This window comes from Streptomyces sp. NPDC034086 (genome assembly GCF_055575515.1).
The window spans coordinates 36,881-55,768 of the sequence record NZ_JBVISM010000010.1 but is presented as its reverse complement, the minus strand read 5'-3'; the positions used below and the strand labels follow the sequence as shown (position 1 = coordinate 55,768).

The window sequence follows — 18,888 nt, the reverse complement described above, 5'->3', positions numbered from 1 at the left end:
AATCGCAGGTGAAGACATACCTTGTCGCCGTAATCACAGGGCGTGGTAGTGGGTTTCCCTGTACGATGAAGGCACACCACATCGAACCAACTCTGCCTGACGCAGAGCTGGCGCGACCGCAAAGCGGCCGTGGCACCCTCCCGCAGTGGGCGCCCAGGTATCACTCGGTTCTGCGCAAGAGGACAGCTCTCGGGGCTCCCACATGTACGGGTGCGGTCGCTCACAAGGCGGCCCGCCGTCCGCAGACGGGGACGCTCTACCAGGCAGCGGAAAGGCCAGGCCGTGACATCCGCGGTCACGACCGACAAGTCCGCCCGACCCGGCTACGGGCAGCTGCTGCGCACCCCCGGTGCCCTCTCCTTCGTCCTCCCCGGCTTCGCCGCCCGCCTGCCGTTCGGCATGCTGACCATCAGCATCCTGCTGCTCGTCCAGCACTCCACCGGCTCCTACGGCGACGCGGGCATCGTCGCCGCCGTCACCGGCGTCTCCATGGCCCTGTTCGCGCCGGTCATGGGCAAGTTCACCGACCGCCGCGGCCAGAGCGCCGTCCTGCTGCCGGTCGTCCTCGCCCACGCCACCGCCGTCTCCGCGCTGACCGCGCTGGCGCTCCTCGGCGCCCCGCTGTGGGCGCTGGCGCTGGCCGCCGTCCCGGCGGGCGCCTCCGTCCCGCAGGTCGGCCCCATGGTCCGGTCCCGCTGGGCGGCCAAGCTCGAGGGCTCCCCGCTGCTGCCCACGGCCGCCGCGTTCGAGTCCGTCACCGACGAGTTCACCTTCGTCGTCGGCCCGGTGCTCGCCACCGCCCTGTGCACCGGCGTCCACCCGGCCGCCGGTCTCGCGACCGAGGCGGCCCTGACCCTGCTCGGCGGACTGTTCTTCGCCGCGCAGCGTGCCACCGAGCCGAAGGTCGCCCCGCAGTCGGAGACCGACGGCAAGCACCAGTCCGCGCTGTCCTTCCCGGGCCTGCGCGTCCTGATCGTCGCCTTCATCGGCATCGGCGCCGTCTTCGGCGGCATGCAGGTCTCCCTGGCCGCCTTCTCCAACGAGATCGGCAACCCGGGCGCCAACGGCCTGCTGTACGGGATCTTCGCGGCCGGCAACATGATCGCCGGCATCACGATGGGCGCCGTCGCCTGGAAGATCGGCCCGCGCCGCCGTCTGATCCTGGGCTACATCGGCCTGACCGCCGCCGCCTCCGTGCTGTGGGCCGTGCACTCCCTGGTCCTGCTGGGCGCGCTCGGTCTGGTCGTCGGCCTGTGCATCGCGCCCGCGCTGATCACCGGCTACACCATGATCGAGCAGCTGATCCCGGCCGCCTCGCGGACCGAGGCCTTCACCTGGCTGACCGGAGCGGTCGCCTTCGGGCAGGCCGGCGCCGTGACCCTGGCCGGCCGCCTGACGGACGCGCACGGGTCCTCGTACGGCTTCCTGGTGCCGCTGGCCGCCACGGCCCTCGCCCTCGTCACCCTGGTGGCGCTGCGCGCGAAGCTGGCTCCGAAGGCCCCGAGCCGGATCGTGAACTCGTCCGCCCCGGCCGCCCGCGGCACGGCGAACGAGCGTGGGATCGGTCACCGCACGCCCGTGACGGTGGACTGATCCGCCGGAATACGTCACCATGGAGCGTCGTTAGCACTCATTGAGTGAGAGTGCCAGGAGGAAATTCGTGCCGACCTACCAGTACCAGTGCACCGAGTGCGGTGAGGGCCTCGAGGCCGTGCAGAAGTTCACGGACGAGGCACTGACCGTGTGCCCGAGCTGCGACGGACGCCTCAAGAAGGTGTTCTCCGCGGTCGGCATCGTCTTCAAGGGTTCCGGTTTCTACCGGAACGACAGCCGTGGCGCCTCGTCGAGCAGCACCCCTGCCTCGAAGCCGTCCTCGTCGTCCTCGACGACGTCGACCGCCGCCGCCCCGGCCGCTTCGACCTCCTCGGCGACCTCGAGCACGGGCAGCAGCTCCCCTTCCGCCGCCTGATCCCGTACGTCTTCCGTTTTCGCCGCGAGGCCCCGCTCGCCCTCTTGGGCGGCGGGGCCTTGTGCGTCCCCCGTTAGGGTGAGGCCATGGTGAACGCAGAGATCGGTGTAATCGGCGGGTCGGGTTTCTACTCCTTCCTGGAGGAGGTCTCCGAGATCCAGGTGGAGACGCCGTACGGGCCGCCGAGCGACTCCCTGTACGTGGGTGAGCTGGCCGGACGGCAGGTCGCGTTCCTGCCGCGGCACGGGCGCGGCCACACCGTGCCGCCACACAAGATCAACTACCGGGCCAACCTGTGGGCGCTGCGTTCGGTCGGCGTCCGCCAGGTGCTGGGCCCCTGCGCGGTCGGCGGTCTGCGGGCGGAGTACGGGCCGGGCACGCTGCTGGTTCCGGACCAGCTGGTCGACCGTACGAAGTCCCGGGTGCAGACCTTCTTCGACGGCGAGCCGCTGCCCGACGGCACCGTCCCGAACGTCGTGCACACCACCTTCGCCGACCCGTACTGCCCGGTGGGCCGCTCGGTGGCGCTCGCGGCGGCGCGCGGGCGGGCGTGGGAGCCGGTGGACGGCGGCACCATGGTGGTCGTGGAGGGGCCGAGGTTCTCGACGCGGGCGGAGTCCCGCTGGCACGCGGCCGCCGGCTGGTCGGTGGTCGGCATGACCGGGCACCCCGAGGCGGTGCTCGCACGCGAGCTGGGGCTCTGCTACACGTCCATGGCGCTGGTCACGGACCTGGACGCGGGCGCCGAGACGGGTGAGGGCGTTTCCCACACGGAGGTCCTCAAGGTGTTCGGCGAGAACGTCGGCCGGCTGCGCGAGGTCCTCTTCGACGCGGTGGCGGCGCTGCCGGCGACCGAAGCGCGCGACTGCCTGTGCACGCACGCCCATGACGGCTGGGACCTGGGCATCGAACTGCCGTAGCACCGGCCGAGGAGCGCTTGAGCCCTGCCGGCCGCGCCCGGGGCTCGTTCCGGGTCGCGGGCGCGCCGGCGGGATGGCCTCCGGGGCCGTCGGGGCGCTCCCCGGGGTCCGGGACCCGGACCGCGTACGCCTGGCGGAAAAACCTCCTGGGCGGTGTCACATTCGGCGGGGCTGTCCTGTCTCCATGGCGAAGGGGTCACCAGGACCCCCGCCACGGAAGAGGCCCGTCATGCCGCGCATCTCGCTCACCCCGCCCCGCACCCTGTTCATCCGCCTCGGCACCTGGTACTCGCGCCGCACGTACGGCAAGGTGCTCGACCCGGGGCAGGCGTACGGCCACAACTCGCGCGTGCTGCTCTCGTACGTCCGCCTGGAGCGGCAGGCCGCGAAGTGGAACACGCTGGACGCCGGCCTCAAGCACCTGGCGGTGATGGCTTCGGCCGCGCGCATCAACTGCTCGTGGTGCATGGACTTCGGCTACTGGGAGGGCCACGAGCAGGGGTTCGCGCCGGAGAAGATCGAGCGGGTGCCGCGGTGGCGGGAGTCCCGGGAGGTGTTCACCGAGCTGGAGTTGCTGGTCATGGAGTACGCCGAGGCGATGACCGAGACCGAGCCGGCGGTCACGGACGAGCTGGCCGCCGATCTGATCTCCCGGCTCGGCGAGGCCGCGTTCGTCGAGCTCACGGCCGTGGTCGCGCTGGAGAACTGGCGTTCGCGGGTCAACAGCGCTTTCGGTCTGACCAGCCAGGGTTTCTCGGACGCCTGCCAGGTACCGACGGGGCGCTGACCCCTGGGGGTGACGGCGTTGTCCACAGCCTGGGGATTGTCCACAGGCCGGAGCGGGGTCCGGCGCGCAGGCGGATCGTGAGGGAGTCCGGGCAGTGGGCCCGGACTCCGGACCACGACCAGCTTGGCGGTGTTCATCATGTCCAGGACCACTCCCTCCTCACCGGCTTCCTCGCCCCCGGTGTGCGCACCGGGCGCCTTCGCCGCTTCCCCCTCCGCGGGCCCGCGTCCCGTCTGCTCTTCCACGTGTCCGCCCGGGCGCCCCGTGCCTGCCTTTCCCCCGCTCCGCGTGGGCCGGGCCGGAGGCCGGCTGCGGCGGGCGGTGCGCCGTCGGCGGCGGGTCGCCTCGGCGGGGCTGGCCGTGGTGGCGGCCGCCCTGGCGGTGGGCGGAACGGACGCGCGGGCGTCCCGCGGGGCGCCCGTGGCCGCGCCCGCGGTGAAACCGGCACCCGCGGCGGTACGGATGGTGTCGGCGCCGGTGCGCATCGCGGACGCCGGGACGGTGCGGCTGCTGCGTGCCGGGGACCGGGTCGACGTGGTCGCGGCGGAGCGCGGCGGGCCGCCCAGGGTGGTGGCGACGGGGGCCCGGGTGGCCGAGGTGCCCGCCGCCGAGGCGGGCGTCGGGGACGGTGGCGCGCTGGTGGTGCTGTCCGTGCCCCGGGAGACGGCCCGCTCCCTCGTGGGGGCGGGGACGGTGGCGCGGCTGGCGGTGACGCTGTGCTGATTCGTACTGAGGCGCAGTCAAGTCGCCCTGAGGAGGGTGCTGATTGGACACGCCGTGCGGTGACTGCCGTAGCTTTCGGAACCGATAGCTCCGTCTACAGCAGGCACGAGGAAAGGCTCAGTGGTGAGCGAGAAGAAGAAGGAGAGCGTACTGGCGGGCTTCAAGGCCTTCCTGATGCGCGGGAACGTGGTCGACCTGGCGGTGGCCGTGGTCATCGGGGCGGCGTTCACGAACATCGTGAACTCGATCGTCAAGGGGATCATCAGCCCGCTCGTGGGCGCCATCGGCACCAAGAACCTGGATGTCTACACCTCGTGTCTGAAGGCACCCTGTGGGGTCGACGCGAAGGGCGAGCCGACCGGCGTCAACATCATGTGGGGCTCGGTGCTCAACGCGACGCTCACCTTCGTGATCACGGCGGCGGTCGTGTACTTCCTGATGGTCCTGCCCATGGCGAAGTACCTCGCCCGGGTGGAAGCGCGCCGCAAGGCCAAGGAGGGCACGAAGGAAAGCATGGAGATCACCGAGCTGGAGGTGCTCAAGGACATCCGCGACGTCCTGGTCTCGCAGCGGAGCGGGAACGGCCAGCGCGTCACGGCGCCGGAGAGCACCCCGGGAGCGCGCGACACCTTCTGACCGCCGGGGGAGGTCAGATGTGGTGCGGGGGCTTCTCGTCGAGGAAGCGGGCCAAGTCGCCCGTACTCCCCCCGGCGGGCGGCCGCTCGCCCCAGCCCCGGTCGGTGTCGTCCGACGACTGCTGGTCCAGCGGGTCGTCGAAGACCAGCTTCGGCCGGGGCTTCGGCTTCGTCTCGGGCTTCGCCCCGGCTTCGGGCTTCGGGGACTGCGGGTCGGAGGCGGGGGCGGTGCTCATGCCTCCAGGGTACGGCCGTCCGCGTCCCCGGCCCGGGTCCCCGCCGCCCCGGTCAGCCGGGCGCCTCCGCGCCCCTGCGGGCGTGCGACCGCCGGCGGACCGGGTGACGGGTCGCGCGGAGGCCGGTGACGCCGCCCGCCTCGCTCTGCGGCTGCTGCGGGGCGGCCGGCTGCGCCTGGGGGCGCTGGCCCTCCGCCTGGCGCGGGTACTGCTCGCGGTGGATCACCGGGAACCGCCGGAAGGCCGAGCCGCTCCCCGGTCCGGAGCAGGCGAAGGCCACCAGGAAGCCGGCGGAGAACGCCCGGAGGCTTCCCCGGCCGCCGCCGGACGGCAGCGCGGAGTTCACGCCGGCCAGGGCCGCGGCGATGCCGACGAGGCACCCTCCGGCCGGCCGACGGCGGGCGGGGACGGGCCCGCCCGGGGTACCCGGGCGGCGCCGGCCGCGCGCCTCGCCGGTCGCGGGGGCGGGCCCTGGTGTGCTGGGCGGTATGACGTACGTACCGATGACCGCCCGCAGCCGCGACGAGGGGCACCGGACGGCGACCTCGCTGGAGCTGTTCTTCGACCTCTGCTTCGTCGTCGCGATCGCCCAGGCGGGGGCCCGGCTGGTGCACGCGCTGGCGGAGGGCCATCCGGGGACGGGAGTGATCGGATACGCCTTCGTCTTCTTCGGCGTGTGGTGGGCGTGGATGAACTTCACGTGGTTCGCCTCCGCCTACGACTGCGACGACGTGCCGTACCGGATCGCGACGCTGGTGCAGATCGCCGGTGTGCTCGTCTACGCGGCGGGGGTGAGCCGGGCCTTCGACGGGAACGACTGGACGGTGGCCGTCATCGGCTACCTGATCATGCGGGTGGCGCTGACCGCGCAGTGGCTGCGCGCGGCGGCCGGGGAGAGCGGTGCGGCGCGTGCGGCGGCGCTGACGTACGCGGTGGGGCTGGTCATCTGTCAGGCGGGCTGGGTGGGGCTGCTGTTCGCCCCGGAAGCCACGAGGCGGTGGCTGTTCCTGGTGATGGTGGTGGCCGAGCTGATGGTGCCGCTGCTGGCGGAGCGCGGGCACCAGACACCCTGGCACGCCCACCACATCGTGGAGCGGTACGGCCTGTTCACCATCATCGTGCTGGGCGAGACCATCGCGGCGAGCACGGTGGCGGTGAAGTCGGCGCTCGACGAGCACGAGGCGCTGGGTGAGCTGCTGCCCATCGCCGCGGGCGGGCTGCTGATCGTCTTCGCGGCGTGGTGGATCTACTTCGCGGTGCCGATGCACGAGCGGCTGACCTCCAACCGGGAGGCGATCCCGTGGGGCTACGGGCACCTGCTGATCTTCGCCTCGGGTGCGGCGATCGGCGCGGGCATCGAGGTCGCGGTGGAGCACGCGGTCGGCAAGGCGCACGTCTCGCAGCTCGCCGCGAACGCCGCCGTGACCGTCCCGTCGGCGCTGTTCCTGCTGATGGTGTGGCTGCTGCACTCGCGCCACTTCAAGCGTGGCCCCGCCCAGCAGATGGTGCTGCCGGTGGCGGCCCTGGCGCTGCTGGCCTGCACCTGGGCGGGTGCGTACGCGGTCCTCTACGCGGGGCTGGTCGCGACGGCCGCGGTGGTGGCCGGCATGACCCTGGCCGTCCACGGTGGGCGGCCCGCCCGTGTCGGCGCCGAAGTCTGAGCCCGGCCGTCACTCCCGCGCCCCCGGACCCGTTCAGCAGCTCAGCAGAACGGCGACAGGAAGAGACAGCCCCCATGACACTCCCCCCTCAACGGCACGGCTCCGGCACCGATCCCGGAGGGGAGCTGGCCGAGCCGGGTTTCTGGCAGCGGCCGCCCGCCCACCGCCTCGCGGCCTTCGCCCGGCTGCGCGCGCTGGACTCCCCGGCGTTCGTCCCCGAGGGGAGCAGCGGCCACTGGGCCCTCGTGCGCCACGCGGACGTGCAGGAGGCCAGCCGGCTGCCGAAGGTGTTCTCCAGCTCTCCCGGGGTCACGACGCCGGAGCCGGCCCGGTGGGTGCGGGCCCTGTTCGGGGACTCCATGGTCAACCTGGACGGCCCGGACCACGCGCAGCTGCGGAAGATCGTGCAGCGGGCGTTCACGCCGCGGCTGCTGGCGGCGGCCGAGGCGGACATCCACGCGGTCGCGGCGCGGATCGTGGACGACGTCCTGGCCGAGGGTCCCGACGAGTTCGTCTCGGCGGTGTCCTCCCGGCTGCCCCTGGAGGTCATCTGCAACATGATGGGCATCCCGGAGCGCTACCGCGCCGAGATCGCCGCGCGGGTCGACCACGCCTCCGAGAACATCGGTGTGGAGCGCGGCCTGGCGGCCCGGCTGCGGATGCCCGGCCGCGGGCTGCGGGCCCTGGCCCGGATGCAGCGGATGGTCGCGGGCATCGGGCGGGAGCGGCGCAAGAACCCGGCCGACGACCTGATCTCGGCCCTGGTCCGCGCGAACGTGGACGGTCAGGCGCTCGGCGCCCGCCAGCTGGGTGCCTTCTTCAGCCTGCTGATGGTGGCGGGGGTGGAGACCACCCGTAACGCCATCAGCCACGGGCTGACCCTGCTGACCGACTTCCCCGACCAGCGGGAACTGCTGCTCTCGGACTTCGAGACGTACGCGGACGGCGCGGTGGACGAGATGATCCGGCACTCGACGCCGATCATCCAGTTCCGCCGGACGGTCACCGCCGACCACACGCTGGGCGGGCACCTGTTCCGGCCGGGGGACAAGGTGGTGCTGTACTACGCGTCCGCCAACCGTGACGAGGCGGTCTTCCTCGATCCGGACGCCTTCGACATCACCCGCTCCCCCAACCCTCACCTGGGCTTCGGCGGCGGCGGACCGCACTTCTGCCTGGGAGCCCATCTGGCCCGGGTGGAGATGAAGGCGCTGTTCCGGGAGCTGCTCACCAGGCCGGTGGGGCTGCGCGCGGTGGGCCTGCCCGATCTGGCGGGGTCGAACTTCGACAACCGCGTCCGCTCGCTGCGGTTCGCCTTCGAGCGCCCCTGAGACGGGCAGCGCCCCGGCCGCCGCGGCCCGGCGTCGCGTGCGCGTGGGGGGCGCGGCCACCGGGCAGGCTGGGAGCCCGGCGGCCGCGGGCACGGCGGCCGCCACAGGCGCGGCGGCGGCTGCCGCGTACAGGAGCCGGCGCGAGACGCGGCCGACGCGGAGGGAACCCACGGGGCGACGGCCGGTGGACGGGCGGCGCCGACCCGGCGACCGCTGCCGCGACTGCCGCTGCCGCTGCCGGCTCAGCCGACCCCGGCTACCGCTACCGCTGCAGGCTCTGCACCGTGACCACGCAGTGGGCGCTGCTGGTCAGCACCGCCTCGTCACCGGCGAAGGCCTGGAGGACCTCCGCGCTCACCGGCTTGCCGGGGAGGGCCTCGGGCCAGGCGCGCGTGGCGAACAGGAAGTACGCCTGGCCGCTCTCCTTCGCCGCCGCGACCCACTCGTCCGGAGCGGTGCAGGTGGCGTTCAGCCCGGGCATGGTCAGCGCGATCTGGTTGTCCGCGAGGAGCACCTTCACGTCGAACTTCTGCGGGTTCGCGGTCCCGTCCATGACCACGTCGCCGATGGGCAGCCCCATCTCCTCCAGCAGCCCGCGCGCGGCCGCCTCGCCCGCCTCCCGGCCCCCCGGCCCGTCGCCGAGCGTGTAGGCGAGCAGGTACGGGATGTCGTGGCCCTCGGCGGGGTCGCCGATCCAGGCGAGCACGGAAAGGGTGCCGAGCTGGGTCCGGTCGATTTCGGCTTGCGTAGAAGTCATGCGCGCACCCTAATGCTCCGGCGCCGTGCCCCTTCACGGCCTTTCACCCGTGCGGGCTAGACCGACCAGAAACCCCCTCCGGAATTCGCCTGCATGTTCGCGTCCCGGTACTGGAGCCGCACGATCTTCTGATTCTCCGGAATTTCGAACACGACCCATCCTTCGGCCCGCTCACCGACCGCGAGGGAATCGAAGACGAGCGGTTTGCCGGTCGTGAGTTCACCGGTGCGCACCACCGGGTGGCGCTTCCCCGCGCCGTCGTACGCCCACATGCGCCCGAGCGCCCCGTACGAGGCCCCGCCGACGTTGACGAACGACATCGAGGCGGCGACCCACCGCTTCCCCGCCGGCGGCTGGTGGTTCGGCTCGACGCTGACCGCCGGGTCCACGAACGCGCCCAGCACCACCTGGAGGTGGCGGCCCACCTCGTGGCCCCGCAGCCGTACGGAGTCACCCACATGGGCGTCCTTCGCGGCGTCGGGCAGCGTTCCCGCCCCGCCCTGGCCGGAGGGGTCCTCGTCGGCGCCGGGCACTCCGTCGTCGACCGGGGCGGCGGGTGCCGCGGCAGGTGCCGGCGCGGCTCCGTCGGGGGCGCTCTGGCAGGCGGTGGCGGTGAACAGCAGGAGGGGAACCAGGGTGGCGGCGGCGAGGACGGACACGGGCTGACGCATGCGGGAACCCCTTCGGGGATCTTCCGGGCGGGGAATGTTTCCGGCCAGTCTCACGCGCCCGAGCGGGGAATTGCACACACCGACACGAGCGCGCGGAGCGAGCGGCCCGCCCATTGCCAGCACAATGCCTTCCGGCGGAATCGATGGAATCCCGCCACCCGCACCCACCTGGAGGAAAAATGCGCGTCCCCGCCCGCCGAATGACCCTCGGAACCCTCTCGGCCCTGGCCGCGACGGCCCTGTTCACGACCTCCGCCCAGGCCACCGTTTTCCACCAGGCGATTTCCGTACGGCCGGAAGCCCACATCGCCGGGGACGGTTCCGTCACCCTTTCCGGGACCTACAGCTGCGAGGCCGCGTCATCCTCCGGGGCGGTTCAGATCAAGGCGACCGTCATCCAGGACGGATCCCGTCTGAGCATCGGCGCGGGTGAGGTCGTCTGCGACGGCGCCGAGCACGCCTGGGTGGCCGGCAGCCCCCTGACGGGTGGCATCCACCCGGGCCGTGCCACGGCCGTCGCGGAACTCCAGGAGATCCACTTCTCGGGCCTGATGCCGCGCGCCATCGACACGGTCGCGCAGGACAGCAAGGACATCGAGGTCATCGCGGACCGGTAGGGGGCGGGGCCGGCGCCGCGCGGGTCCGGTGGCCGCCGCTACCGGCACTCGGGCGCGACGCCCGTCATCGACATGAACGCGACCGTCCTGCATTCGGGGTCCGTGTGCGCCCGCCCGGCCGCCCGGTCGACGGCCGTCCGCCCCCCGGCCGCCAGCAGCAGGACCGCCAGCGCCGCCGCGGCGCCGGTGACCGCGCCCCTGGTCAGGCGGCGCACCGGACTCCCTCGAGCGGGAGGACGCCCCGGAGAACCGGCACGTCCGGAAGAACCAGCATCCGTTCCATGGCCGCATCATCACCCCGCCCCCGGCACCCCGCAACCGCTCGTGACCGCCCGGTCACCCGGTGCCGCGCGGGGTGCCTCCGGCGTCGAACTCGCACCAGACGGCCTTCCCGTCGCCCCGGGACTCCACCCCCCAGTGCGTGGCCAGCGCGTCCACCAGCAGCAGCCCGCGTCCCGTGGTGGCCGCCTCGCCCGGGGTGCGCCTGCGCGGCCACACGCTGGAGCGGTCCTTGACCCACAGCCGGATCCGCCGCACCGGCTCGGGCAGCACCTCCATGGTCAGCACGGCCCCGCCGTCGGTGTGCAGGAGGGCGTTGACCAGCAGTTCCCCCGCCGCCAGCTCGACGTCGTCGGCGAGTTCGGGCACGCCCCAGTCGCGCAGGGCCTGCCGCAGGGCGTAGCGGGCCTCCGACAGCCCTTCGGGGTCCGCCTGGTGGACGTACTGGTGGATGCGCGGGGCCCGGTGGGTGCCGGGATCCGGGGCGCGGCGCAGGACGAGGAGGGCCACGTCGTCTCCGGAGCCCCAGCGTTCCCAGAGCCGGTCGGAGAGGTGGTCGGCGAGGGCTCCGGCGCCCTGGGGGCCGGAGCGGACGGCGTGGGCCAGGGCGTCCATGCCGGCGGTGATGGTGGTGCCCGGTTCCTCCACGAGCCCGTCGGTGCACAGGACGAGCGTCTCGCCGGGCACCAGGTCGAGGCGGGTCTCGGGGAAGTCCTCCTGCTCGAACACGGAGGCCAGTCCGAGCGGCAGTCCGCCCCGGACGTTGGGCCAGCCGGTACGCCCGTCCGTGTGCCGGATCAGCGGGCCGATGTGGCCCGCGCGGACGGCCCGTACGCCTCCGGTGTCCAGGTCGACCTGTGCGTACATGCAGGTGGCGAAGCGCTCGGTGTCCAGTTCGGCGAGGAAGCGGGAGGCCCGTACCAGCACGGTGGACGGGGGGTGGCCCTCGCCCGCGTAGGCGCGCAGCGCGATGCGCAGCTGGCCCATGATGGCGGCGGCGTGCGTGTCGTGGCCCTGGACGTCGCCCACGACGATGCCGACGCGGTCGCGGGGCAGGGCGATGACGTCGTACCAGTCGCCGCCGACCTCCCGTCCGCTCCACGCGGAGTGGTAGCGGACGGCGATCTCGCCGCCGGTGATCTCCGGGATGCGGCGGGGCAGCATGGCGGCCTGGAGGCCGGTGGCGAACTCGCGTTCCTGGTCGAAGAGGAGCGCCCGCTGGAGGGACTGGGCGACGATGCCGGCCAGGCCCAGGCACAGGTTGCGTTCCTCCGGGCTGAACTCGGTGCGCCGGCGGTAGAAGAGCACGAGGCCGCCGATGGCCTTGGCCTGGGCGATCAGGGGAAGGTAGGCGGCCGCGTCGTAGCGGATGCGGTTCAGGTAGTCGGCGAGCAGCGGGAACTCGCCGGCGAGTTCGGCCAGCGAGGTGACGAAACGCGCCTGCCTGGTGAGGACGGCCTGCGAGAGCGGCAGCGATCCGTCCAGTCGGGTGAACTTGCGCTCGCTGAGGATCTCCAGGGTTTCCCCGCTCAACGCGATGATCTTGATGGCGCCGTTCTCGACGAGGCCCAGGGCCAGCCCGTCCGCCCCGAGCCGCTCCAGCGCGCCCGCGCCGGTCAGGGCGGCCGTCACGTCGTCGACGGTCACCGCCCGCGACAGGGCATCCGTGGTGCGCTGCACGATGGCGGCCTGCTGGATGCGGGCGCTCTCCAGCTTCCGCAGCACCGTGGCGTGCGCGAGTTCGGCCGTGGCGTCCCGGACGATGCCCGCGATCCGCTCGGGCCGGCCGTTCGCGTCGCGCAGCACCCGGCCCGTGGTGTGGGTCCACTGGTCGCGGCCGTCGCGCCGGCGCACCGTGAAGTACGAGCCGTACGTGGACCCGCCGGACTCCAGTACGCCCGTCACGGTCTCCGAGAGCCGGGCCGCGTCGTCGGACGGGATCCGCGCGCCGAGACCTCCGGGGGTGTGGTCGAACTCCGCCGCCTCCAGGTCGAAGACGGCCAGGCCGGCCTCGTCCAGGGTGAGGGTGCCGGCGTCCAGGTCCCACTCGAAGCTGCCCATGCCGTTGAGCGCGAGCCGCTCCCCCGGCCCGGTCACCGGGTTCGGAGCACTCCGCTCCGGTTCGTCGCGCTCCGCCGCTGCCACGAGAGACACACCACCTAACGGCCTGGCCAGCACGGCTGGGAGATGAGCCGCTCCCATTCCTCGTCAGGATGCCCCGGAAGGGTCCGTCCGGCCTCCCGCCAGCGCTTGACGAGGGAGAGGTAGATCGAGGGCTGGTCGCCGGTTCCGAAGGGGCCGGTGGCCCGCCATCCGTACGGTGTGCCGGCCGCGGGCCGGGGCGGTGTGCCCGCGGTCGCCCGGGCCGACGGCTGCTCCCCGCGGCTGGCCGGGATGCGCACCCAGCCACGGCCTCCCTGTGCTCGCTCCGCGCCCATCGCGGACCCCTCTCAGGTGGATCTCAGGGTAGATACGTCTCCGGTCCCCCGGCGGCGGCCCGGACCGGCCGGACTCCGCCGGACGCGCCCGGCAGCGGACCCCGCGCGCCGAGGCGCTTGCGGACTCCCTTCACCAGTCTCCCCGCCGTGAACCCCGCACCGCGCACGAATCGCATGGAAGGTCCGAATGAGGGAGCCGTCGGCGGACGCGCGGGAACAGGCCCGCCCGGGAGGACTCGCGGCCCGCGCTGTCCGGGGTGCCGCTGGGCCGGCGGCGATCCGGGTGCGCGGCGACGTGGGCGGCCGCCGCACCGCCCCAGGGCCGCTCCGGCCACGCCCGGCGGTGCCCTCCGGCGCCGAGGCCACCGTACGGGGCGCGCCGAGCTCGCAGCGACGGCCGCTTCAGCGGCCGCGGGACGGTGTTCCGGTGCAGGGGGGGACCGCCGGGCCACCCCGCACGGCCGGGCCCGCCCCGGCGAGCGGCGCGGCCTGTCCGGGCCCAGGACGGCCGCCTCGCGCCCGGTGAAGCGGGTCCCGGTCGCGGTGGTCGCCGCTGTGCGAGCAGGCCCGGGGCGGCCCGGCCAGCGCCGCGGGGGCCCGTCGGCGGTGCGGACGGGGGGGCCGTCTTCCCGCGGGGTGGCCTCGGTGCGGTGGCCTCCTCCGCCTGCGGCGGGCCCGCGTACCCGGGCGGGCCGGAGCCCGCCCGTACGCGTGAGGGTGCGGCGCGGCAGGGGGCTGCCGTGCGCGGCGAGCGGGCCGCGGGTGGCGCAGTGCCCGGCCGGGGTGTAGCGCCGCCGGTCAACGAGTCGCCCGAGAACTCACCCGTCTGCGGTCACGAAGCCGCCGCGTCACCGCGCCGTCGCGCCACCACGTCACCGCGTCACCAGTTCGTCCGGCTCCGCCGAGGAGGCCGGCGGGGCCTGGCCGGCGGACGGTTCCGGGGACTGGGGCGGCGACCACGTCCGTTCGGCGCCGCGCTGACGTGGCGTCCGCGCCGCGCGGACCGTACGCCGCCCCTGTGCGGGCACCTTGCGCAGGGCGCCGGCCCCCTTGCCGAAGCCGCGTCCCAGGAAGGCGGCCAGCATCGCCAGGAACGGCGACGGGTCGTCGGTGGCGAACCAGGCCGCCTCCACCCGGCCCCGCTCCGCCCGCGGCAGCACCCGCACCGGACCGGGCCGCGCGGCGGCAGCACCCGCACCGGCCCGCCCGGGGGCGGGGGCGCGGCGGGGCAGCGAGCGGCCCCGTACGGCGGACAGCAGGGCGTAGTTCTCCGCGACGAAGACCCGTCCGGGTCCGCCCGTCGCCTCCGGCACCCGTTGGCCCGTCAGGTCGAGGTACATGGCCTGGACCACGTCCAGGCCCGAGTCGTCGGCGAACAGCCGGAACTGCGCGCCCGGGCGCGGGTTGAAGTCCACCAGCCGGAAGGTGCCGCACTCGTCGCGGCGGAAGTCGAGGTCCAGGATCCCGTGGTAGCCGAGCCGTTCGGCGAGTCGCAGCGCGGACTCCTCCACCGCCGGGTCCGGCAGCCAGCGCCCCACCGCCGTCAGCCCGGTCCGCACCGGCCAGGACAGCTCCTTGCGGCCCGACCCGGCGAGCAACGGCCGTCCGCCCCGGGCGAAGGCGCCGTGGAAGAACCAGTCGGTGTCCGGCCCCGCGGGCAGGAACCGCTGGAGCAGCAGCCGGCTCCCGGCCTCGGCGGTCCGTTCGAACAACCGGCGGGCGTCGGCGGCTGAGTTGAGGAGCGTGGTGCTCCGCAGCCCGGCACCGGCGGGCAGCAGCCACGGCCGGCTCCACTTCGCCACCACCGGCAGCCCGAGCCGCCAGGCTGCGCGCGCCGCCTCTCCGCCGCTCGCCGGGATCACGGTCTCCGGGTGGGGCACGTCCCAGCGGGCGCACAGCCGTGACAGCTCCGCCTTGTCCGCTACCCGGGCGGGCAGGCCGTCGGGCTGATGGGGGATCCGGAAACGGTCCGTCAGCATCGGAGCCATGCCGGACACGGCGATCGCGCTCATGTCGTCCATGGCCACGAGCACCGCCGGCCGCCCGATCCGCTCCGACACCCCGACCAGGCACTCCAGCAGCGCCTCGGGCGCCTCCGGGTCCACTCCGCCGGCGGGGCCGGCGTGCACGGCGCGCAGATAGCGCGAACGTCCCACGGGCCCTCCCCCGTCCTCGACGACGGCGTGGACCTCCACGCCTTTGCGTCCAAGGGATCTGACGGCGCCGAGGGTTCCGTGGTGGAACGGATTCCGATCGAGTCGGAGCAGAACAGCGGGCACGTGACCGTCGAACGCGTACATGGGAACGGTGTCTTTCACCTAGTCGGACCAAGCGGAGTGGATGCGCAGCTGCGAATGGCCTATCCGAGGGCCACCGGACAGGGCATTCGTCAGATGTGATGCCTAACGTCTTTTACAAGCACACCGGTTCGCGAAAGCTCGGGAGACGCCATGCCCAGACCACACCACCGCTTGGTGAGCACCTGCGTCGGTACGGTCACGGCCGGGCTGCTCGCCACCGGCGCCGCCCTCGCGGCCCCCGACGACGACCCGCCGAAGGGGTCCGGCTCCGCCATGGGCGCCTACCTCGGCTACGGGCCGCCCGGGGTCGCCCGGATCCCCTACCTGTCGCGCTGGCTGGGCGGCAGGGAGATCCGCGTCGGGCACACCTACCTCCCCGGCGACCAGTGGGCCGGCATCGAGGGCGAGGTCGACTTCCTGGAGGACTGGGCCGAGTGGCGCCGGGGCGACGAGGACCGGATGTTCGTCCTCAACGTGCCCATGCAGGCCCGCAACGAGGAGCGGGTGCCCGACTGGCAGGTGGCCCAGCTGATCCGGGCCGGCGCGGAGGGCCAGTACGACCGGCACTTCCGCAAGCTCGCCGAACGGCTGGTGGCCCTGGGTGCGCAGGACACGGTGATCGTGCTCGGCTGGGAGATGAACGGCACCACGTACACCCACCGCTGCGCGCCGGACCCGGAGAACTGGAAGGCGTACTGGAGGCGCGTCGTCAAGGCGATGCGCGCCGTCCCCGGACAGGCGTTCAAGTTCGATTTCGCCCCCAACCGGGGGACGGACGCGATCGGCTGGACCAAGTGCTACCCGGGTGACGACGTGGTCGACGTCATCGGCATGGACTCGTACGACCAGGGACCGGGACGCACGTTCGAGGAGCACGTCCGCCAGCCGTACGGGCTCCAGCAGCACGTCGACTTCGCGAAAGCACACGGGAAGCAGATCTCGTACCCGGAGTGGGGACTGTTCCGCAACGGCGACAACGCGGAGTACATCCGGCAGATGCTGAAGTGGATCGACCAGCACGGACCGCTCTACCACACCATCACCGACTACTGTCCGCACGGCGTCTGGCGGTGCAAGGACAACCCGCGGTCGGCGAAGGTCTTCCGTGAGGCGATGGGCGAGCACAAGCCGGCCGAGCCGACGCCCGCGGTCCCCACCCCGGTGGTGCCGACGCCGGTCGTGCCGACGCCCGTGGTCCCCACCCCGGTCGTGCCGACGCCGCAGGTCCCGACCCCGCCGTTCCCCACCCCCGACGTCCCCAAGCCGGACGTCCCCAAGCCGGACGTGCCCAAGCCCGACGTCCCGACGCCCGACGTGCCCAAGCCCGACGTCCCCACGCCCGACGTCACGGTCCCGCCGACCGACCCGGAGCCGTCCCCGGGGGCCTCGGATCCCGTGCCGCCGGTCCTCACGCCGAGCCCCCAGCCCACCCGGCCTCCCGCACCCAAGCCGCCCGCGTCGCCCACGCCGCCCGCGCCCAAGCCCGACGTCCCCAAGCCCGACGTCCCCACGCCGGACGTGCCGAAGCCGGAGCCCAAGCCCCAGCCGAAGCCCCAGCCCAACAACAGCAGGGAGTGGTGTCTTCCGCTCACCTTCGGCGACTGGCTGAACTCCCTCCTCGGCAACCAGTCGTTCTGCTTCCGCTTCGACTGGGGCGAGGACTCCGGCTTCTGGCCCTTCTAGACGGGTCATCGCACCCGCAGTTCGTTCAGCCGCGCCCGCCAGTCCCGGGCGGCCGGCAGCGCCTCGCGCAGCGCGTCCACCGCCCGCTCGCGCCCCGTGATCTGCGACTCGTGCAGCCGCAGCAGGGGCGCGAGCGCGTGCGTGGCCAGCAGCAGACGCTGGTTGACCACCGTCTCGGGCCGCCAGTGGTTCTTGTACGGTTCGTTGCCGCGCAGGAAGCTCACCACCGGCCGGCCCTCCGCCAGGGCCCGGCCCGTCTCGTAGCGCAGCAGCAGCGTCGCGACGTCCACCTTGCGCTCGCGCAGATCCGGATCGGCGCCGTACAGGTAGCCGCCGCTCAGCGCGGCCGACAGCAGCGTGACGTTGGCCGCCACCACCTTGCCGTCCAGCCGGAACTCGGTGAGCCTGCCCTCCCCCGCCCGCACCATCCGCCGGGTGGCCCGGGTCAGGTGCTCGGCGAAACGGGACCGCAGGTGCTCGGGGGTCACCCCGCGCCCCCGCCACTGCTTCTCGTGGAGCCGCAGCAGGGTGCGTACGGCCCGCGGCACCTCGTGCTCGGTGACCTCGTGCTCCTCGATCCCGGCGGCGTCGGTCTTGCGCAGCTTGGCCCGCACCCGCTGCGCCCCGGAGGACGGCATCCGCTTGACGAGCTGGTCGAAGGGCAGCGCGGGCAGCTCCATGCAGGTGGAGTCGGCGACCTTGCCGCTCACCCCGGGCCACGCCGCGTACACGGCCTCGGCGGCGGCCCCGGGGCGTACCTCGCGCAGGTCGACGACGGCCGCGCGGGCGGCCCGGTGCAGCCCGTGGGCCAGGGCGGGCACGACCTGGCCGGCGTACTCGGCGGAGACGAGCACGTCGAAGTAGTCGGTGATCGGGCCGCCGAGCGGGACCAGCCGCGGCAGCGGCCGGTGTACGAGCATCAGCGCGGCGGCGCCGACCAGTTCCTCGCCGCGCCGGACGAGCAGGACCCGGAGCCGGCCGTCCTTCCCGTACGACAGCCACCAGGAGTGCAGCCAGGCGTGGCTCTGGAAGGGGGTGGCGGTGGGGCAGTTCCGGACGAGCCGGTTCCAGGACTCCTCCAGCGCGGCGAACTGCCGGGAGTCCCGGCACAGCGTCACCGTCAGGGCCCCGGCGGAGCCCGGCGTCATCGCACGGGCTCCTTCTCCTTGGTCTCGCAGTGCTCGCCCTGGGCGGGCAGCGAGGGGTACTCCTCCGCCACCGGGCTCCCCCCGCGCTCCTTGCGGCGGGCCGGACGCGCCAGCATCCACAGCCCGCCGAGGAGCCCGCCGGCGCACAGTCCGACGGCGCCGCTGACGGGGGCGGACGGGGAGGCGGGGTCGGTGGGCGCGACGGCCTGGTTGAAGAGCAGCAGCTGCACCCCGGTGTTCTTCGCGGCCTGGTTGCTGCTCAGCGAGAGGGCGTCGGCGACGGCGTTGGCGATGTCGGCGGCCTCCGAGGGGCTCTCGGAGGTGCCGGTGATGGCGATCATCGGGGAGTCGGGGGAGGTCTCGGCGCGGACCTGGGTGCGCAGCTGCCGGGCGGCGATGCCGGCGCGGGGCTGGGCGTAGGCGAGGGTGGAGCTGCTGGTCGCGATGCGGCCGTAGGCCTGGGCGAAGCCGAGGGCGGTGGCCGGCTCGGTGGTCTCGTTCGGGACGGCCACGACGTAGCTGGTGGCGGCGTACTCGGGGGCCTTGAGCGCCCCGTACGCGCCGCCCGCGGCCAGACCGAGCAGGGCACAGGCGGGCAGGGGCCACCAGGCGGGCGGCGGCAGCGGCAGTCGGCGCTTCTTCCCGGAGCGGTGGTCGGACTTCTTCTGGTCGGGGGTGTCGGCCATGTGCGTGCCTTCCTGGGTCGAGGGGGTCGTTCGGTCCCGGCCGGTCC

Annotated in this window: 19 protein-coding genes; 10 read left to right on the top strand and 9 right to left on the bottom strand. The window is 73.7% G+C overall.

What is annotated here, in order from left to right:
- The first annotated feature begins 282 nt into the window (after positions 1-282).
- The 6 genes from ACZ514_RS22180 (at position 283) to mscL (ending at position 5,035) form a co-directional block, all read left to right on the top strand.
- Positions 283-1,593, top strand: coding sequence for an MFS transporter (locus tag ACZ514_RS22180; RefSeq protein ID WP_468167649.1), 1,311 nt, complete (start codon positions 283-285; stop codon positions 1,591-1,593).
- Between the two features lie 67 nt (positions 1,594-1,660).
- Positions 1,661-1,969 (top strand): FmdB family zinc ribbon protein, encoded by a 309-nt coding sequence (locus ACZ514_RS22175; protein ID WP_468167647.1) that lies wholly within the window; start codon positions 1,661-1,663, stop codon positions 1,967-1,969.
- An 86-nt stretch (positions 1,970-2,055) separates the two neighbouring features.
- The gene (locus ACZ514_RS22170) at positions 2,056-2,889 is read left to right on the top strand and encodes an S-methyl-5'-thioadenosine phosphorylase (RefSeq protein ID WP_468167645.1); all 834 of its coding nucleotides are present in this window, start codon (positions 2,056-2,058) and stop codon (positions 2,887-2,889) included.
- Positions 2,890-3,118: 229 nt separating this feature from the next.
- On the top strand, positions 3,119-3,676 hold the full coding sequence (locus ACZ514_RS22165; RefSeq protein ID WP_469125459.1) for a carboxymuconolactone decarboxylase family protein: 558 nt from the start codon (positions 3,119-3,121) through the stop codon (positions 3,674-3,676).
- A 288-nt stretch (positions 3,677-3,964) separates the two neighbouring features.
- Complete coding sequence (locus ACZ514_RS22160; protein ID WP_469125458.1) at positions 3,965-4,399, top strand: hypothetical protein; 435 nt, start codon at positions 3,965-3,967, stop codon at positions 4,397-4,399.
- Positions 4,400-4,522: 123 nt separating this feature from the next.
- Positions 4,523-5,035: a large conductance mechanosensitive channel protein MscL gene (mscL, locus tag ACZ514_RS22155; protein WP_468167639.1), complete on the top strand. Its 513-nt coding sequence runs from the start codon at positions 4,523-4,525 to the stop codon at positions 5,033-5,035.
- Positions 5,036-5,048: 13 nt separating this feature from the next.
- Here the strand turns inward: mscL and ACZ514_RS22150 are convergent, their stop codons facing one another.
- A complete protein-coding gene (locus ACZ514_RS22150; RefSeq protein WP_388939324.1) occupies positions 5,049-5,270 on the bottom strand; it encodes a hypothetical protein in 222 nt (73 codons plus the stop codon).
- 52 nt (positions 5,271-5,322) lie between these two features.
- Entirely contained in the window at positions 5,323-5,616 is a 294-nt protein-coding gene (locus tag ACZ514_RS22145) for a hypothetical protein (protein ID WP_469125457.1), read from the bottom strand.
- A gap of 142 nt (positions 5,617-5,758) precedes the next feature.
- Between ACZ514_RS22145 and ACZ514_RS22140 the strand changes: the two genes are divergently transcribed.
- Positions 5,759-6,931 (top strand): low temperature requirement protein A, encoded by a 1,173-nt coding sequence (locus ACZ514_RS22140; protein ID WP_468167637.1) that lies wholly within the window; start codon positions 5,759-5,761, stop codon positions 6,929-6,931.
- 74 nt (positions 6,932-7,005) lie between these two features.
- A complete protein-coding gene (locus ACZ514_RS22135; protein WP_469125456.1) occupies positions 7,006-8,262 on the top strand; it encodes a cytochrome P450 in 1,257 nt (418 codons plus the stop codon).
- A 262-nt stretch (positions 8,263-8,524) separates the two neighbouring features.
- On the opposite strand, the gene ACZ514_RS22130 is transcribed toward ACZ514_RS22135, so the two are convergent.
- Positions 8,525-9,019, bottom strand: a complete 495-nt coding sequence (locus ACZ514_RS22130) for a DUF5949 family protein (protein ID WP_468167633.1) — start codon at positions 9,017-9,019, stop codon at positions 8,525-8,527.
- 56 nt (positions 9,020-9,075) lie between these two features.
- Positions 9,076-9,690: a DUF4352 domain-containing protein gene (locus tag ACZ514_RS22125; RefSeq protein WP_468167631.1), complete on the bottom strand. Its 615-nt coding sequence runs from the start codon at positions 9,688-9,690 to the stop codon at positions 9,076-9,078.
- Positions 9,691-9,890: 200 nt separating this feature from the next.
- On the opposite strand from ACZ514_RS22125, the gene ACZ514_RS22120 reads away from it, so the two are divergent.
- Complete coding sequence (locus ACZ514_RS22120; RefSeq protein WP_469125455.1) at positions 9,891-10,307, top strand: DUF6299 family protein; 417 nt, start codon at positions 9,891-9,893, stop codon at positions 10,305-10,307.
- A gap of 38 nt (positions 10,308-10,345) precedes the next feature.
- Here the strand turns inward: ACZ514_RS22120 and ACZ514_RS22115 are convergent, their stop codons facing one another.
- From ACZ514_RS22115 to ACZ514_RS22105, 3 genes are all read right to left on the bottom strand, one after another.
- Positions 10,346-10,522 (bottom strand): hypothetical protein, encoded by a 177-nt coding sequence (locus ACZ514_RS22115; protein ID WP_469125454.1) that lies wholly within the window; start codon positions 10,520-10,522, stop codon positions 10,346-10,348.
- 121 nt (positions 10,523-10,643) lie between these two features.
- Positions 10,644-12,788: a SpoIIE family protein phosphatase gene (locus ACZ514_RS22110; protein ID WP_469125453.1), complete on the bottom strand. Its 2,145-nt coding sequence runs from the start codon at positions 12,786-12,788 to the stop codon at positions 10,644-10,646.
- Positions 12,789-13,896: 1,108 nt separating this feature from the next.
- Positions 13,897-15,180 (bottom strand): carboxylate--amine ligase, encoded by a 1,284-nt coding sequence (locus ACZ514_RS22105; RefSeq protein WP_469125452.1) that lies wholly within the window; start codon positions 15,178-15,180, stop codon positions 13,897-13,899.
- A 318-nt stretch (positions 15,181-15,498) separates the two neighbouring features.
- Here ACZ514_RS22105 and ACZ514_RS22100 point away from each other — a divergent pair, with 318 nt between their 5' ends.
- Positions 15,499-17,007 carry a glycoside hydrolase family 26 protein gene (locus ACZ514_RS22100; protein WP_469125451.1) on the top strand — a complete coding sequence of 503 codons (1,509 nt, stop codon included), beginning with the start codon at positions 15,499-15,501 and terminating at the stop codon, positions 17,005-17,007.
- A 5-nt stretch (positions 17,008-17,012) separates the two neighbouring features.
- On the opposite strand, the gene ACZ514_RS22095 is transcribed toward ACZ514_RS22100, so the two are convergent.
- Positions 17,013-18,155 (bottom strand): GNAT family N-acetyltransferase, encoded by a 1,143-nt coding sequence (locus ACZ514_RS22095; protein ID WP_468167622.1) that lies wholly within the window; start codon positions 18,153-18,155, stop codon positions 17,013-17,015.
- On the bottom strand, positions 18,152-18,841 hold the full coding sequence (locus ACZ514_RS22090; RefSeq protein ID WP_468699367.1) for a YveK family protein: 690 nt from the start codon (positions 18,839-18,841) through the stop codon (positions 18,152-18,154). The genes ACZ514_RS22095 and ACZ514_RS22090 overlap by 4 nt, the downstream gene beginning before the upstream one ends.
- Positions 18,842-18,888: the final 47 nt, after the last annotated feature.